Source organism: Streptomyces sp. NPDC047982, from assembly GCF_043204165.1.
Taxonomy (GTDB): domain Bacteria; phylum Actinomycetota; class Actinomycetes; order Streptomycetales; family Streptomycetaceae; genus Streptomyces.
This window is the reverse complement of record NZ_JBIDBS010000003.1, coordinates 1-17,370: the sequence shown is the minus strand read 5'-3', so window position 1 is coordinate 17,370 and position 17,370 is coordinate 1. Positions and strand designations below refer to the sequence as shown.

Here is a 17,370-nt window from a genome sequence, read left to right as displayed (position 1 = left end):
TCGTGTTCACTCAGGGCTGCAAACATCAATTCCCCCCGTTCTGTTCCGTATCCTGTGCGCTTGCATTCTTGCCGAGTTTGCCGGAAAGCAGTGTGAGAACGTTCCGTACGCTCTCCTTACGGATGTCCGCACGACTGCCGTTCAATCGCAGCGCGGCCACATTCTCCGCACCGTCCGGACCTGCCACCGCGACGAAGACCGTGCCGACGGGCTTTCCGTCCTGCGGGTCGGGGCCCGCGACGCCGGTGGTCGCCACTCCCCAGTCTGCACCGAGAACGCGCCGCACACCTGTCGCCATCTGCCGCGCCACGTCGGCGTCGACCGCGCCTCGTTCCGCCAGGAGGGCGCCGTCCACACCGAGCAGTTCCCGTTTCAGGGGCGTGGCGTAGGCCGTCACGGATCCCCGGAAGGAGCGTGAGGCGCCCGGCACGGACGTCAGCTCCGCCGCGACCAGACCGCCGGTCAGCGACTCGGCGACGGCGAGCGTCTCGCCGCGCTCCACGAGCAGATCCAGGACCCGGGCCGCAGTCGTCACCGCTCCGTCCCCGCGGAACCACGGTCGTCGCACGCCCCTGAAGTCTCGGATGCCCCGGACGCACCGACAACGCCGGACGTCTCAGCCACCCCGGCCGTACCGCTCGAAGCCGCGGCAGCGGCCCGTTCCGCCGCGAGACCCTTGCGCCGCAGCACGACGGCCTGACGCACGTAGTCGAGCCCGGTGACGACCGTCAGGACAACCGCCACCGCCATCACCCAGAAACGCACGGTGGCGAGTGGTCCGGTCAACGCCAGGACGTACATGCCGACGGCCGTCCCCTGGGCCAGGGTCTTCATCTTCCCGCCGCGACTGGCCGGAATCACCCCGTGCCGGATCACCCAGAACCGCATCAGTGTGATGCCTATTTCGCGGAAGAGGATCACGCCGGTGACCCACCAGGGAAGATCGCCCAGATACGACAGACAGATCAGTGCCGCGCCCATGATCGCCTTGTCCGCGATCGGGTCGGCGATCTTCCCGAAATCGGTGACCAGGTTGTACGTGCGCGCGAGATGACCGTCGAACAGGTCGGTGATCATGGCGATGGCGAACGCCGCCCAGGCGAACGACCGCCAGGCCGGGTCGTAGCCGCCGTTGTGCAGCAGCAACAGCACGAAGCCGGGCACCAGCACCAGCCGAAGCATGGTGAGCAGATTGGCGATGTTCCACAGACTGGCCTGGTTGACGGCCGCGGAACCCAGCTTGCCGCCGCGGACCGGCCTCGCGCCGGAACCGCCCGCCGCGGATGCCGGGGCTCCCGTCATCTGGCCGCCTCCACGAGCTCGGAACACTCGGCCACCAGGTCCACTCCTTCGGTTCCGACGACCTTTGCCTCGACCATAAGGCCGGGCACGAGGCCCTCGCGTGTCGTGAGGAGCACCTGGCCGTCCGTCTCCGGGGCCTGGTGCGCCGCACGCCCCACCGCACCGTCCTCGTCGTCCACGGACTCGACGAGCACCTGGAGGGTCTCGCCCAGGCGCTCCTCCGCCCGCTGCGAAGTCAGTTCTTCGGCCAGCCGCGAGATGTGCGCGAGGCGCTCCGCGACGACGTCGGCTTCCAGCTTGTTCTCGTAACCGGCCGCCTCGGTGCCCTCCTCGTCGGAGTAGCCGAACACGCCGATGGCGTCGAGTCGGGCACCGGTGAGGAAGCGTTCCAGCTCCGCCAGGTCGGCCTCGGTCTCGCCGGGGAAGCCGACGATGAAGTTGGAGCGGGCACCGGCCTGCGGAGCCTTGCCGCGGATGGTGTCCAGGAGTTCCAGGAAGCGGTCGGTGTCACCGAAGCGGCGCATCGCCCGCAGCACACCGGGGGCCGAGTGCTGGAAGGACAGGTCGAAGTACGGAGCGACCTTCGGGGTCGAGGTCAGCACGTCGATGAGGCCCGGCCGCATCTCCGCGGGCTGCAGATAGCTGACCCGGATCCGTTCGATCCCGTCCACCTCGGCGAGTTCCGGCAGGAGCGTCTCCAGCAGCCGGATGTCGCCGAGGTCCTTGCCGTACGAGGTGTTGTTCTCCGAGACCAGCATGACCTCCTTCACGCCCTGCTCGGCCAGCCATCGGGTCTCCCCCAGCACGTCCGAGGGGCGCCGCGAGATGAAGGAGCCGCGGAAGGACGGGATGGCGCAGAAGGAGCAGCGGCGGTCGCAGCCGGAGGCGAGCTTCACCGAGGCGACGGGGCTGGTGCCCAGCCGCCGGCGCAGCGGCGCCCGCGGGCCGGAAACCGGGGCGACGCCCTCGGGCAGGTCCTCCGGCACCGGCGCGGTCGGCTGTGCGTGTCCGGGCAGGGCCACGGCGGCGTCCTGGCGCTCTGCCGGGCTGATCGGCAGGAGCTTGCGGCGGTCGCGCGGGGTGTGCGAGGCGTGGACACCGCCGCTCAGGATGGTCCGGAGGCGGTCGGAGATGTCGGCGTAGTCGTCGAATCCGAGGACCCCGTCCGCCTCGGGCAGGGCCTCGGCGAGGTCCTTTCCGTAACGCTCGGCCATGCAGCCGACGGCGACCACGGCCTGGGTCCTGCCGTGGTCCTTCAGGTCATTGGCTTCGAGCAGGGCGTCGACGGAGTCCTTCTTGGCGGCCTCGACGAATCCGCAGGTGTTGACGACGGCGACATCGGCGTCGGAGGCGTCCTCGACGAGCTCCCAGCCGTCCGCTGCCAAGCGGCCTGCGAGCTCCTCCGAGTCCACCTCGTTACGGGCGCAGCCGAGAGTGACAAGGGCGACGGTACGGCGTTCGGGCATGGGCTCAAGACTACTTTGTCCCCGCACTCGCCCTGCCGCGCAGGGTTGCGTCGTCATGTCCGGCGACGAAGGCGGCGGGTGCCCGGCACGATCGCCGGGCACCCGCCGCCTTTGCCGGAGCCGTCCGGAGCCGCACGTCAGCCGACCGCCGGGTCGCCCTTCGTGTACGAGAGCCGCTCGACCTGGCCCGGCTGGAACTTGTCCTCGACCTTCTTGCCGTTCACGTAGAGCTCGATGGACCCGGCGTCGCCGAGGACGAGGTCGATCCGCTCCCGATCCTGGAAGGTCTTGGACTGGCCCTGGAGCAGCAGACCGTCGAAGAGCAGCCGCCCGTTGTGGTCCTTGGCGGAAATCCAGCTCTTGCCCTGGCTGGCGCTGAGCTTCACCGTCACCTTGTCCCGGGGGGCCGCGGCGATGGCGCTGTCGGAGGTCTCCGGCTTGGGGTCCGCAGTCTTGCCGGCCTTGGGCCGGGGGCTCTCCGTATTGGCGGTCGCACCCTCCGCGACCTGCGTGGCCGTCGGGGCGTCGCCGTTGCCGCCCTTGACGACCGTGAAGCCGACGAAGCCGATCACGACGACGATCGCCGCGACCATGGCGGCCGTCCAGTTGGGGCGGCGGGGTTCGGACCGAATGCGCTCGGCCTCGAACAGCGGAGCCGCGGATGTGGGTGCCGGGCGGCCGCCGTGCTCGTCGTCGTACTGCGCGACCAGCGGTTCCGGGTCGATGTGGACGGCACGTGCCAGCGCGCGGATGTGGCCTCGCGCGTACACGTCGCCGCCGCAGCGGGAGAAGTCGCCCTCTTCGATCGCGTGCACGATGGGGATGCGCACCCGCGTGGACGTACTGATTTCTTCGACCGTGAGACCTGCGGCGATACGAGCCTGCTGAAGCACTCGACCGATCGAAGGCCGGTCGTCTTCGGGAGAGTTGCCGATGGACACGGGGGCGCCTTTCGAGCGTGAGCCACCTGCTGGGTGTTCAGTCTAGGGGGGGTACGAAAGAGTGGGGCAACCGGGAGGAAGGACTTTGTACGCCATCGGACTCGAACGCCGTCCGACGCGCCGGGCCGCCCCGGGAAGAACCATCCTGCCCTCCTCCCCTCAACTTGACGTACGACCCGGCGAAACGGTTGCCCGCGCTTCACCTACGAGGCGGGTTCCCCGCGGATCAGCGCCAACACCCCGTCCAGCTCGTCGGGTTTCACCAGGACGTCCCGGGCCTTGGATCCCTCGCTCGGTCCCACGATGTTCCGCGACTCCATCAGATCCATCAGCCGTCCGGCCTTGGCGAAGCCGACCCTCAGCTTGCGCTGCAGCATCGAAGTGGACCCGAACTGGGTGGAGACGACCAGTTCGGCGGCCTGGCAGAGCAGGTCCAGGTCGTCGCCGATGTCCTCGTCGATCTCCTTCTTCTTGCCGGTGCCGACCACCACGTCGTCGCGGAAGACCGGCGCCATCTGATCCTTGCAGTGCTGGACGACGGCCGCGACCTCGTCCTCGGTGACGAAGGCCCCCTGCATACGGGTGGGTTTGTTGGCCCCCATGGGCAGGAACAGTCCGTCACCCTTCCCGATGAGCTTCTCGGCGCCGGGCTGATCGAGGATGACGCGGCTGTCGGCCAGCGACGACGTCGCGAAGGCGAGCCGCGAGGGCACGTTCGCCTTGATCAGACCCGTGACGACGTCGACCGAGGGCCGCTGGGTGGCGAGCACCAGATGGATGCCGGCGGCGCGGGCCAGTTGGGTGATGCGGACGATGGCGTCCTCCACATCGCGCGGGGCGACCATCATCAGGTCGGCGAGTTCGTCGACGATCACGAGCAGATACGGGTACGGCGCGAGTTCGCGCTCGCTGCCCTCCGGCGGTTTGACCTTCCCGTCGCGCACGGCCTGGTTGAAGTCGTCGATGTGCCGGTAGCCGAAGGCTGCGAGGTCGTCGTAGCGGAGGTCCATCTCCCGTACGACCCACTGGAGGGCCTCGGCGGCCCGCTTGGGGTTGGTGATGATCGGCGTGATCAGGTGCGGGATGCCTTCGTACGCGGTCAGCTCGACGCGCTTGGGGTCGACCAGCACCATGCGGACGTCCTCCGGGGTCGCCCGCACCATGATCGAGGTGATCAGGCAGTTGATGCAGGACGACTTGCCGGACCCGGTGGCACCGGCCACCAGCACGTGCGGCATCTTCGCCAGGTTGGCCATCACGTAGCCGCCCTCGACGTCCTTGCCGAGCGCGACCAGCATCGGGTGGTCGTCCTCGGCGGCGTCGGCGAGGCGCAGCACGTCACCGAGGTTGACCATCTCGCGGTCGCTGTTGGGGATCTCGATGCCCACGGCCGACTTCCCCGGGATCGGGGAGATGATCCGCACATCCGGGCTGGCGACGGCGTACGCGATGTTCTTGGCGAGCGCCGTGATCCGCTCGACCTTCACCGCCGGGCCGAGCTCCACCTCGTAGCGGGTGACCGTCGGGCCCCGGGTGAAGCCCGTGACCGCGGCGTCGACCTTGAACTCGGTGAAGACGTTGGTCAGGGCCGCGACGATCGCGTCGTTGGCGGCACTGCGGGTCTTGCCGGGCCCGCCGCGCTCCAACAGGTCGAGCGAGGGCAGCGCGTAGGTGATGTCGCCGGACAGCTGGAGCTGTTCGGCGCGGGCCGGCAGCGGCTCGGACTGCGACCGGTCGGGCGCGGGCTTCGTCAGGTCGGGCACGCTGCCCGACACCGCCGCCGCCTTCACCCGCTTCCCTCCCCCGGTGGCGGGCTCGCTCTCCCGGGCGCCCGGGACCGGCGGCGCCGGGCGATCGCGCTCGACGGCGACGCCCTGGGTGAGGTCGGCGACGACCGGCGAGGGAGGCATGCCGTTGAGCACGGCCCCGTCGAGCGCGGCAGCCGCCGCCGCGGCGACGTCCACCGGGTCCATGGTGCGGTGCGTCGCGGGCTGTGCGGAGGGCCTGCGCGGACCACGGCGCCTGGAGAGCGCCTCCGCCTGCTCGGCGCCGTACTCCTGGGACGCCTCGGAGCGACGCGCGGAGGAACGGCGGGAGCGGGCCGGCAATGCCTCGCGCCACTGCTCCTCGTAGCGCTCGTCGTCGCTCTCCTCGTCCTCCGCGGGATCGTACGGCGGATCCAGGATGCCCAGCTTGGTGCCGAGCAGACGCAGCCGTTGCGGAATGGCGTTGACCGGGGTGGCGGTGACGACGAGCAGCCCGAAGACAGTGAGGAGGAGCAGCAACGGTACGGCGAGGACCTCGCCCATCGTGTGGATCAGCGGTGTGGACGCCGCCCAGCCGATCAGCCCGCCCGCGTCCTGCATCGCCGTCGTGCCCTCGCCCCGGCCGGGCGATCCGCACGCGATGTGGACCTGCCCCAGCACGCCGACGACCAGGGCGGAGAGCCCGATGACGATGCGGCCGTTGGCCTCGGGCCGCTCCGGGTAGCGGATCAGTCGTACGGCGATGGCACCGAGCAGTATCGGGACGAGCAGATCGAGACGGCCGAAGGCCCCGGTGACGAGCATCTCCACGAGGTCGCCGACGGGACCGCGCAGGTTGGACCAGGTGCCCGCGGCGACGACGAGCGCCAGGCCGAGCAGGAGCAGAGCGATGCCGTCCTTGCGGTGCGCGGGATCGAGTTCCCTGGCGCCGCGTCCTACGCCGCGGAACATCGCTCCGACGGCGCGCGCGGCACCGAGCCAGACGGCGCGCGCCAGGCGGTACACGCCGCCGGTGGGCGACGGTGCCGGTCGGGGCGCGGCCGCCTTCCTCGCCGCCGCCTTCTTGGCGGCGGGCTTCTTCGCGGGCGCTTTCTTCGCGGGCGCTGTCTTCTTCGCGGCGGGCTTTCTGGCGGGCGCGGCTTTCTTGGCCGGCGCGGCCTTCTTGACGGGCCCCGCGGTACGACCGACGCGCTTCGCGGTGCCCGCCGTGCCCTGGGAACCCTTGCCGGACGTACGTGAGGCCATGATGCCGAGGTTACCGGTGTCGACGGCCGTGAACACGTGTGCCTGCCGCTTCACCCGACCGTGTCGCCGGGCGGAGGCCGGAAACTGACGTGTCCTCACGCCACCGCACGGCGGGGCACGCACCGTGACGGGTCGTCGAGGGAGCGAAAAGGTGCGGCAGTTGGACGAGCGTCGGGGCCATCGCCCGTAACCCGGCCGGGATCGTCTCATGCCCCGCTCCCGGGCCGAGGAGCCGTCCGCCCGGGGTGGCCGGCCCCCGCGTCTCCGTGCACCGCGCCCTGCCCCGCCGAGCCCCGGCCCGGCGGCGGATCCACTCCACGGCCGATCGTGTGGACACGCTCCCCCGCGACGGGGCCTCGCTCCCCACGGGTGCCGTGACCGGCAACGTTTGCCCGCAAGGAGCGTCCTCAGGCGCGTGCCATCGCAAGGCGGCCAGAAGCGCCTCCGATGGGGTCTCCCCTGCCCGAACGAAGCCGAGAGCTGGGGAAGTGCCGACGGCGCGACGGGGCAAGCGTTGTGGGAGCGGCACCAGCTCTCGGGGCCGGGCCGCTACGAGGGAAGGGCGGCCGTCCCGCTCCCGGTGCCCGGCTCCAGCGCGTCGAGCGCCCGGCGCAGGCCGGTCAGCTTGCGTTCCAAATGGGCGGCGGTGGCCACGGCCGCGGCGTCCGCCGACTCGTCGTCGAGCTGCTTGGAGAGCGCTTCGGCCTGCTCCTCGACGGCGGCGAGCCGTGCCGAGAGCTCGGCCAGCAGTCCGGCGGGCTCGCCGTCGTGGCCCGTGCCTCCTTCGGCGTCGCCCTCCAACTGGAGCCGCAGCAGAGCCGCCTGCTCGCGCAGCTTGCAGTTCTTCGTGTACAGCTCGACGAAGACCGAGACCTTCGCCCGCAGCACCCATGGGTCGAACGGCTTCGAGATGTAGTCCACCGCGCCCGCCGCGTAGCCCCTGAAGGTGTGGTGCGGTCCGTGATTGATCGCGGTGAGGAAGATGATCGGGATGTCCCGGGTCCGTTCCCGCCGCTTGATGTGCGCTGCGGTTTCGAAACCGTCCATCCCAGGCATCTGGACGTCCAGCAGAATGACCGCGAAGTCGTCCGTGAGCAGCGCTTTGAGCGCTTCCTCCCCTGACGATGCCCGTACCAGTGTCTGATCGAGCGCAGAGAGGATGGCCTCCAGCGCCAGCAGATTCTCCGGCCGGTCATCGACCAGGAGGATCTTGGCCTTCTGCACCATGGCCCGTCCTCCTCGCCCCGGAATTGCACCGGGCGCCGCCCCGGGGGACGACTCCCTTACGCCGTCCGTCCTTGTGCCGGTCATGGTAGCCGCACCCCGCCCGTCACCACACCCTGTCACCGCGATGTCACTGTGCACACAGCGAAAACGCGGCGACAGACGCGAAGGTTCCCCTCGCGGGCCTCGCCGCGGCGGGAGCGCAGTCGATCATGAAAGCGCCGCAATTCCCGCCGCCTAATGATCACTCTCCGCGCATCCATTGCTCCATTACAGAAAGGAGATGATCGGGATCAACAGGCTTGGTGACATAGTCGGAAGCACCGGATTCGATCGCCTTTTCCCGGTCGCCCTTCATGGCTTTCGCGGTCAGCGCGACGATCGGCAGCCCGGCGAACTGCGGCATCCGACGGATCGCCGCCGTCGTGGCATAGCCATCCATCTCCGGCATCATGATGTCCATCAGTACGACCGTCACATCGTCGTGTTGTTCCAGGACTTCGATGCCGACACGGCCGTTCTCGGCGTACAGCACCGACAGACCGTGCTGCTCCAGGACGCTGGTGAGTGCGAAGACGTTACGGATGTCGTCGTCGACGATCAGCACCTTCTCGCCGTGGAACCGGAACGGTCTGCGGACCTCCGTCTCCTCCGCGACGCCGGGAGCCCACGATTCCTGTCCGGTGGCAGCGGCGGAGGCGCGGGACGGCAGCGCGGGCTGCCGCCCTGTGCCGCCCAGGGCCGTGTGACGGTTCCGGGCCGGCCCGGCGGCACCCGAGGCGGCCGGAACGCCACCGAAACCGGCCGGATCGTGCTCGGCGTCCATCGGCTCGGCACCCGGAGCGGCCTGCGCGAGCGGCGTCTCCTCGACCGCCGCGTCGGGTACCTCGGCGTCCTCCGGGCCATGCTGCGGGAAAGCCGGTTGCGACGGCTCGGTCGGGTGCAGCGGCAGATACAGCGTGAACGTCGAACCGCGGCCCGGCTCACTCGCCGCGTGGATCTCACCGCCCAGCAGCCGGGCGATCTCCCGGCTGATGGACAGCCCCAGACCCGTGCCGCCGTACTTGCGGCTGGTCGTGCCGTCCGCCTGCTTGAACGCCTCGAAGATGACCAGCATCTTGCTCGCCGCGATACCGATACCGGTGTCGGTGACCGAGAAGGCGATCAGATCGGCATCGGCGTCACGCAGCGAGCCGGCCTCCAGGAGCTGCTCGCGAATGGCGTGCGGCACGTCGTCGGCGGCGAGCCGGATCACCAGCTCGACCGCTCCGCTGTCGGTGAACTTCACCGCGTTGGAAAGGAGGTTGCGCAGCACTTGGAGCAATCGCTGTTCGTCCGTGTGCAGCGTTGCGGGCAGTTCCGGAGAGACCCGTACGGAGAAATCGAGCCCCTTCTCCGCGGTGAGCGGCCGGAACGTCGCCTCCACGTAGTCGACGAGCTGGACCAGCGCGATCCGGGTCGGGCTGACGTCCATCTTGCCCGCCTCGACCTTCGTGAGATCGAGGATGTCGTTGATCAGCTGCAGCAGATCGGAACCGGCCCCGTGGATCGTCTCGGCGAACTCCACCTGCTTCGGCGAGAGATTGCCCTCCGCGTTGTCCGCGAGCAACTTGGCGAGAATGAGCAGTGAGTTGAGCGGAGTGCGCAGCTCGTGCGACATGTTCGCCAGGAACTCGGACTTGTAGCGCATGGAGACCGCGAGCTGTTCGGCGCGTTCCTCCAGGACCTGCCGGGCATCCTCGATCTCGGTGTTCTTGACCTCGATGTCGCGGTTCTGCCGGGCCAACAGCTCGGCCTTGTCCTCGAGTTCGGCATTGGATGCCTGAAGGGCCTTCTGCCGGTTCTCCAACTCCTTGGAGCGGTCCCGCAATTGCTGGGCCAGTTCCTGCGACTGCTCGAGGAGCTTCTCGGTCTTCGTATTGACGCTGATGGTGTTGACGCTCGTCGCGATCATTTCGGCGAGCTGGTTGAGGAAGTCCCGCTGGATCTGGGTGAACGGCTGGAACGAGGCCAGTTCGATCACGCCGAGGACCTTGCCCTCGAACAGCACCGGCAGCACGATCACATGCGCGGGAGGCGCCTCGCCGAGCCCGGAGGAGATCTTCAGATACCCCGGCGGGACGTTGTCCACCTGAATGGTCCGCTTCTCCTCCGCCGCCGTCCCGATGAGCGTCTCACCGGGGCGGAAGGAGGTCGGCATCGACCCGGCCGAGTATCCGTAGCTGCCCCTCATGCGCAGCTCGTACGAACCGTCCTGGTCGCCGTCCACCCCCACCGTATCGGTGTCCCCGGTCGGCATGGCCAGGAAGAACGCGCCATGCTGCGCGGAGACGACCGGCGTCAGCTCGCTCATGATCAGCGAGGCCACGTCGTCCAGATCGCGTCGGCCCTGCATCAGGCCGGAGATCCGGGCGAGGTTGCCCTTGAGCCAGTCCTGTTCCTTGTTGGTGGCCGTGGTGTCGCGCAGGTTGGCGATCATCGTGTTGATGTTGTCCTGCAGCGCCTGGATCTCACCGGCCGCGTCCACGTCGACCTTGAGGTTGAGGTCGCCCCGGGTCACGGCGGTGGCGACCGCCGCGATGGCCCGGACCTGGCGGGTGAGGTTGCCGGCCATCTCGTTCACCGATTCAGTGAGATCACGCCAGGTGCCGTCGACGTCCCGGACCCGTGCCTGACCGCCCAACTGCCCCTCCGTACCCACCTCGCGGGCCACTCGGGTCACCTGCTCGGCGAACGAGGACAGCTGGTCGACCATCGTGTTGATGGTGTCCTTGAGCTCCAGGATCTCGCCCCGGGCGTCGATGTCGATCTTCTTCGTGAGGTCGCCCTTGGCGATGGCCGTGGTGACAGCCGCGATCTGCCGCACCTGGCCCGTCAGGTTGGACGCCATCGAGTTCACGGACTCGGTGAGGTCCTTCCACGTACCGGACACGCCCGGCACGCGCGCCTGACCGCCGAGTTCGCCCTCCGTGCCCACCTCGCGGGCCACCCGCGTCACCTCGTCGGCGAACGAGGACAGCGTCGTCACCATCGTGTTGACGGTGTCGGCGAGTTCGGCGACCTCTCCGCGCGCCTCGACGGTGACCTTCTTCGTCAGGTCACCGTTGGCGACCGCGGACGACACCCGGGAGATGTTCCGCACCTGGCTGGTCAGGTTGTTGGCCATCAGGTTGACGTTGTCGCTGAGGTCCTTCCAGATGCCGGTCGCACCACGCACCCGCGCCTGGCCGCCGAGGATGCCCTCCGTGCCCACCTCACGGGCCACCCGCGTCACCTCGTCGGCGAAGTTGAGCAGCTGGTCGACCATGGTGTTGACGGTCGTGACCAGTTCGAGGATCTCGCCCTTGGCGTCGACCGTGATCTTCTTGGAGAGGTCGCCGTTGGCGACCGCGGTGGTGACCTCTGCGATGTTGCGGACCTGGAGGGTCAGATTGTTCGCCATGCCGTTGACGGACTGGGTGAGGTCCTTCCACGTACCGGACACGCCCTGCACCTCGGCCTGGCCGCCGAGGATGCCCTCCGTACCCACCTCACGGGCGACCCGTGTCACCTGCTCGGCGAAGTTCGAGAGCTGGTCCACCATCGTGTTCAGGGTGTTCTTCAGCTCCAGGATCTCGCCCCGGGCGTCCACGTCGATCTTCTGCGACAGATCGCCCCGCGCCACCGCCGTGGCGACCTGGGCGATGCTGCGGACCTGGTCGGTGAGGTTACCGGCCATGCCGTTCACCGAGTCGGTCAGATCGCGCCACACACCGGCCACACCGGGCACCTGGGCCTGACCTCCGAGCCGCCCGTCCGTGCCCACCTCGCGGGCCACCCGGGTCACCTGGTCGGCGAAGGCGGAGAGCTGGTCGACCATGGTGTTGATGGTGTTCTTCAGCTCCAGGATCTCGCCCCGGGCGTCCACGTCGATCTTCTGCGACAGATCGCCCCGCGCCACCGCCGTCGTCACCTGGGCGATCTCGCGCACCTGGGACGTCAAATTCCCGGCCATGAAGTTGACGGAGTCCGTGAGCTCCTTCCAGGTGCCGGAGACGCCGTCGACCCGTGCCTGACCGCCCAGCCGGCCCTCCGTGCCCACGTCCCGCGCCATCCGCGTGACCTGGTCGGCGAAGGACGAGAGCTGCGCCACCATCGTGTTGACGGTGTTCTTCAGCTCCAGCATCTCCCCGGCCACGTCGACCGTGACCTTCTGGGAGAGGTCACCGTTGGCGACCGCGGTCGTCACCTGCGCGATGTCCCGCACCTGGCCCGTCAGGTTCCGGAACGCGGTGTTCACCGAATCGGTGAGGTCCTTCCACGTGCCCGCCGCGCCCGGCACCTCGGCCTGCCCGCCCAGTCGGCCCTCGACACCGACCTCCCGCGCCACGCGCGTCACTTCCGAACCGAAGGACTGCAACTGGTCGACCATCGTGTTGACGGTGTTCTTCAGCTCCAGCATCTCCCCGGCCACGTCGACCGTGACTTTCTGCGACAGGTCGCCGCTGGCCACCGCCGTCGTCACCTGCGCGATGTCCCGCACCTGCGTCGTCAGGTTCCGGAAGACCGTGTTCACCGAATCGGTGAGATCCTTCCAGGTCCCGGCGGCCCCCGGCACCTGCGCCTGCCCGCCGAGCAGCCCCTCGCCGCCGATCTCGCTCGCCACCCGCGTCACCTCGTCCGCGAAGGTCCGCAGGGTCTCGGTCATCTGGTTGATGGTCTCGGCCAGCTGCGCGACCTCGCCGCGCGCGCTCACCGTCACCTTCTGCGAGAGGTCGCCGTTGGCGACCGCCGTGGTCACCTCGGCAATACCGCGCACCTGGGAGGTCAGGTTCCCGGCCATCGTGTTGACGGAGTCGGTGAGGTCCTTCCACACACCGGCGACACCGGGCACCTGGGCCTGCCCGCCCAACTCGCCTTCGGTGCCCACCTCACGGGCGACCCGCGTCACCTCGGAGGAGAACGACGACAGCTGATCGACCATCGTGTTCACGGTGTTCTTCAGCTGGAGCATCTCACCGGCCACATGAACGGTGACCTTCCGTGACAGATCGCCCTTGGCGACCGCCGTCGTGACCAGGGCGATGTCCCGCACCTGGGCGGTCAGCCGGTACGCCATGGTGTTGACGGAGTCGGTGAGGTCCTTCCACGACCCGGACATCCCGCGCACCTGGGCCTGCCCGCCCAGCTTGCCCTCAGTCCCCACCTCGACCGCGACCCTGGTCACCTGCTCGGTGAACGCCGAGAGCTGGTCGACGAGGTTGTTGACCGTACGGGCGACCTTCAGGAACTCGCCGCGCAGCGGCCGCACCGCCCCCTCGGCCGTGTACGACCGCAGCTCCATCCGCTGTTCGAGGTCGCCGTCGGCCACCGCCGCCAGCACCCGTCCGACCTCCGACACCGGACGGGCCAGGTCGTCGACCAGTTCGTTGGAGGCATCGATGGCGGCGGCCCAGGAGCCCTCGCAGGCGCCCGTCTCCAGCCGCTCGGTGAGTTTCCCCTCGCGCCCGACCACGCGCCGCACCCGGGCCAGCTCCCCGGTGAGGTGAAGATTGCGGTCGGCGACCTCGTTGAACAGCGCCGCGATCTCCGCCATCATGCCGTCCCCGGAGACGGTCAGGCGTCGGCGGAAGTTCCCGTCGCGCATCGCCACCAGTCCCGCCAGCAGTCTGTTGAGCGCCGCCGCGTCGACCTCAATGGTGCCATTGCGCTGTTTTTTCACGGAATGTCCGCCTTTTGTGCGCGTTCCTGATCGCCGCGCCGCCACGCCAGACTCCACCGTGTCCCTCCCGCAGGGGTTGACCGTTTCGCTCGGGTCCTACCTGGGAGCTTGCCCAGTTCCTCTTCGGCTCACCGCCACTGCCCACCGTCGACGGGTGACCATGCGGACGTCAAATCGTTGAAACGTACCAGGCCCGACCCGGTCGGGGCGCGACCTCCACCGGTTGCCGCCACGCCCCTGTCGGGAAGTCCGGACTTGTCCGCTCACTTGCCTGTTCCTGGCCGTTCCTGCGCGAAGTCGGACCTCGCGTACCGGGTACCGAGGCCGAGCGTCTAGCCTGGCAGGCGAATCGAAGCGGCGAGAAACGGGCACAGGACTCGGGGAAGCGACGAGACACCACATGGGGAGTGCTGTGATCACCGCGCGCGCGGCAGCCACCTTCGACCCGGTCGGGCGCTCGGTCGCGGCGGCCCGCGCCTTCGTCCGGGACACCCTCCAGGGCTGGGGGTACACGGACGTCGTCGACGACGCGGTCGTCCTCACCAGCGAACTCGTGACGAACGCCGTGGTCCACGCCGGCACCGCGGCGGACGTGCTCTGTCTGCGCACGGAGGACGGCGTCCGGATCGAGGTCTCCGACCACTACCCCGAGCGCGAGGTCCCGCTCCAGCGCCCGGGACCGGATCACGCGGGCCCGGACCGCGAGAACGGCCGGGGATTGCTGCTCTGCGCAAGCCTGGCCTCCCGGTGGGGCGTCGAGTACTCCCCGACCCACAAGCACGTCTGGTTCCAGCTGCATCTGCCCGAACGCCCGGTGGGCATCCGCTCCGCGGGCCCGCAACTCCCGGTCGGCCTGCTCCCGGTCGCCGACGAACGGGTACGGGTGGCCGTCGTCCAGACCGACGGCACCGGTCGTGTCACCGCCTGGAACGACGACGCCACGTTCCTCTTCGGTTACGCCTCGGACCAGGCCATCGGCAAGCTGCTCACCGACTTCACGGCGTGGCCCCAGACTCCGGGCACCAACACCGGCATCGCCGAGGCCCTGCGGCTCTCGCACTGGGAGGGCAGCTACGGCATCCGGGGCGCCGACGGCCGCACCATCCCCGTCTACGCCTCCCACCTGCGGGTCCGCGATCCGCACGGCGAACCGTCCACGGTCTGTCTGCTGGTGCGCGACTACGAACGCGCCGTCCTTCAGTCCCCGCCCCGCACCCCGGTCTCCGACGCGAACGCCGAGGGCCGCAAGGCGGACCCGTTCGAGGTCTTCATCGGCTCCCCCGCCCCCGAAGACCTCGACGGCCTCCTCCAGCGCACGGTCGAGCGCGCACGCGACATGCTCGACGCCGATTCGGCGTTCCTGCTGCTCGCCACGGACGACGAAACGGAACTGGAGGTGCGGGCCACGACGGGCCTGCCCTCCGCCCGCCAGCGCTTCGCCCGGGTTCCGGTGGAGGCCGGAACGGGACGTTACGGCTCCGCCCGGATGCCCGCCGTCCACGAGGACCTGGACACGGTTCCCGGGGCCGTCCCGCTGCTCGCAAGCACGGGCATGCGCTCCGTCGTCACCGTGCCGCTCAAGGTCGAGGGGCGTCTCACCGGCTCGCTCGGCGTCGCTGCGGAGGCGGCGGGACGGTACACCAACGAGGAGGCGCTGCGTCTCCAGTTCGCCGCGGACCGCATCGCGTTGGCCGTCGAGTCGGCCCGGCTGGGGGAACTGGAACGCCTGCGCCGCGGTTCGCTCTCCTTCCTCGTCGAGGCGTCCGACCTCCTCGCGGGCACTTTGGACCGGGACCAGACCCTGGCGCTGATGGCGCAGATGACGGTTCCCACGCTGGCCACCTGGTGCGCCGTCTACACGATCGCCGACCAGTCCTCGGACCCGTACCTCTCCTATGTGCTGCACGAGGACGAGGAACGCATCGACGGGCTCAAGGCCCTGCTCTCCAGGATCGCCCCGCCGGACCCCGTGCCGACACCCGGCGCCCGCGTCTGGCCCGCCCCGTCCGAGGCGGCCCATCAGATGGCCCTGCGCACCTCCATGCGCACGCTCGGCCTCTCCGAACCCGGCGGTCCGGGCCCCGGTATCGGTACGACGCTCGCCACCGCGGCCGCGGTGGGCGGCGAGACCGTGGTCCTGCCGCTCGTCGCCCGGAACCGCGTCATCGGCATGCTGACCCTCGGAAAGCCCGCGGACGACCACTTCCGCCAGGAGAGCCTGGAACTGGCCGAGGACCTGTCCCGGCGTGCCGCGCTCGCCCTGGACAACGCCCGCCTCTACTCCGAGCGCATGGCGATCAGCCAGTCGCTTCAGCGGAGTCTGCTGCCGCCGGAGCTGCCCGAGGTCCCCAATGTCGAGATCGAGGTCATCTACCGCGCGGCGGGCGAGGGCAACGAGGTCGGTGGCGACTTCTACGACGTGTTCCCGATCCGCGACGGTGCGTACGGCTTCGCCATCGGCGACGTCTGCGGTACGGGCCCGCAGGCCGCGGCCGTCACGGGCCTCGCCCGTCATGCCCTGCGCCTCCTCGCCCGCGAAGGCTTCGGCGGTCCGGCGGTCCTGGAGCGCCTCAACGCCGCGATTCTGGACGAGGGCGCCCGCAGCCGCTTCCTGACACTCCTTTACGGCGAGCTGTGGCCGCAGGAGGACGGCAGCGCTCTCCTGAAGGTGGTCTGCGCGGGTCATCCCCTGCCGCTGCGCCTGCGCCAGGACGGCTCCGTCGAGGCAGCGGCCGAACCACAGCCGCTGCTGGGAGTCATGGAGGATCTCGACCTGTACGAGCAGACGGTGACGCTCGCTCCGGGCGATGTCCTGCTGTGTGTGACGGACGGCGTCACGGAGCGCCGTGAGGGGACCCGCATGCTCGGCGACGACGGTCTGGCCGATGTCCTGGCCACATGTACGGGATTGACGGCCGGCGCGGTTGCCGCACGCATCCTGCGGGCCGTCGAGCGCTTCGCCGCCGAACCGGCCTCCGACGACATGGCCATCCTCGCCATGCGCGTCCCCGAGCCGCCCACCGCCTGACCGCGCGTCATACGGCTGAAGCATCCGCGCTGTTCCGGCGCGTTGTCGGTGGACACGAGAAAGGCCCTCCCCAATTGGTGAGGGCCTTTTCCTTTGCCGAGCCCCAATGCGGAATCGAACCGCAGACCTTCTCCTTACCATGGAGACGCTCTACCGACTGAGCTATTGGGGCCTGCTGCGCTGTGGCAACGATGTAATCATACCCTGAAATCAGGGGTGCTCAGAACCACTGGCGTAGAAGATTCTGATGCCCCCTCACCCCGTTGCCAGAGGCTCGGCAACGCCCTACCTCCCCCCGGCCCGTGTCGGCTCCTCCGGCTGCGCCGTCGGCCGAGCGAGGCAGGCCGAGCCGGCCAGTCTCCTGAACCGGCCTCAGCCCGCCTTGAACGCGAGAAAGCCCCGCACCACAAGGGTGCGGGGCTTCCCCACAAAAACTGTTCGGCGGCGACCTACTCTCCCACAGGGTCCCCCCTGCAGTACCATCGGCGCTGAAAGGCTTAGCTTCCGGGTTCGGAATGTAACCGGGCGTTTCCCTAACGCAATGACCACCGAAACACTATGAAACACATCAACCAGCAAACAGCGGTTCGTTGTTTCAGAACCAACACAGTGGACGCGAGCAACTGAGGACAAGCCCTCGGCCTATTAGTACCGGTCAGCTCCACCCGTTACCAGGCTTCCACATCCGGCCTATCAA

The 17,370-nt window shown here is 69.2% G+C and carries 8 protein-coding genes, 1 tRNA gene and 1 rRNA gene; 1 reads left to right on the top strand and 9 read right to left on the bottom strand.

Annotated elements, in window-relative coordinates:
• Positions 1-25 precede the first annotated feature (25 nt).
• The 7 genes from ACGF2V_RS03935 to ACGF2V_RS03905 form a co-directional block, all read right to left on the bottom strand.
• A complete protein-coding gene (locus ACGF2V_RS03935; RefSeq protein ID WP_362630022.1) occupies positions 26-535 on the bottom strand; it encodes a CinA family protein in 510 nt (169 codons plus the stop codon).
• Positions 532-1,302 (bottom strand): CDP-diacylglycerol--glycerol-3-phosphate 3-phosphatidyltransferase, encoded by a 771-nt coding sequence (gene pgsA / locus ACGF2V_RS03930; protein ID WP_362630019.1) that lies wholly within the window; start codon positions 1,300-1,302, stop codon positions 532-534. Before pgsA ends, ACGF2V_RS03935 begins: the two co-directional genes overlap by 4 nt.
• Positions 1,299-2,768, bottom strand: a complete 1,470-nt coding sequence (rimO, locus tag ACGF2V_RS03925) for a 30S ribosomal protein S12 methylthiotransferase RimO (RefSeq protein ID WP_362708701.1) — start codon at positions 2,766-2,768, stop codon at positions 1,299-1,301. Before rimO ends, pgsA begins: the two co-directional genes overlap by 4 nt.
• Positions 2,769-2,905: 137 nt before the next feature.
• Complete coding sequence (locus ACGF2V_RS03920; RefSeq protein ID WP_362630013.1) at positions 2,906-3,709, bottom strand: RodZ domain-containing protein; 804 nt, start codon at positions 3,707-3,709, stop codon at positions 2,906-2,908.
• Between the two features lie 203 nt (positions 3,710-3,912).
• Entirely contained in the window at positions 3,913-6,720 is a 2,808-nt protein-coding gene (locus ACGF2V_RS03915) for a DNA translocase FtsK (protein WP_362708698.1), read from the bottom strand.
• Positions 6,721-7,269: 549 nt separating this feature from the next.
• The gene (locus tag ACGF2V_RS03910; RefSeq protein WP_362630007.1) at positions 7,270-7,947 is read right to left on the bottom strand and encodes a response regulator; all 678 of its coding nucleotides are present in this window, start codon (positions 7,945-7,947) and stop codon (positions 7,270-7,272) included.
• 241 nt (positions 7,948-8,188) lie between these two features.
• The gene (locus tag ACGF2V_RS03905; protein WP_362708695.1) at positions 8,189-13,645 is read right to left on the bottom strand and encodes a HAMP domain-containing protein; all 5,457 of its coding nucleotides are present in this window, start codon (positions 13,643-13,645) and stop codon (positions 8,189-8,191) included.
• Positions 13,646-14,045: 400 nt separating this feature from the next.
• Between ACGF2V_RS03905 and ACGF2V_RS03900 the strand changes: the two genes are divergently transcribed.
• Positions 14,046-16,673: a SpoIIE family protein phosphatase gene (locus tag ACGF2V_RS03900; RefSeq protein ID WP_362630001.1), complete on the top strand. Its 2,628-nt coding sequence runs from the start codon at positions 14,046-14,048 to the stop codon at positions 16,671-16,673.
• Positions 16,674-16,772: 99 nt separating this feature from the next.
• On the opposite strand, the gene ACGF2V_RS03895 is transcribed toward ACGF2V_RS03900, so the two are convergent.
• Positions 16,773-16,845, bottom strand: a tRNA-Thr gene (locus ACGF2V_RS03895).
• A gap of 264 nt (positions 16,846-17,109) precedes the next feature.
• A 5S ribosomal RNA gene (gene rrf / locus ACGF2V_RS03890) occupies positions 17,110-17,226 on the bottom strand.
• Between the last annotated feature and the right edge of the window lie 144 nt (positions 17,227-17,370).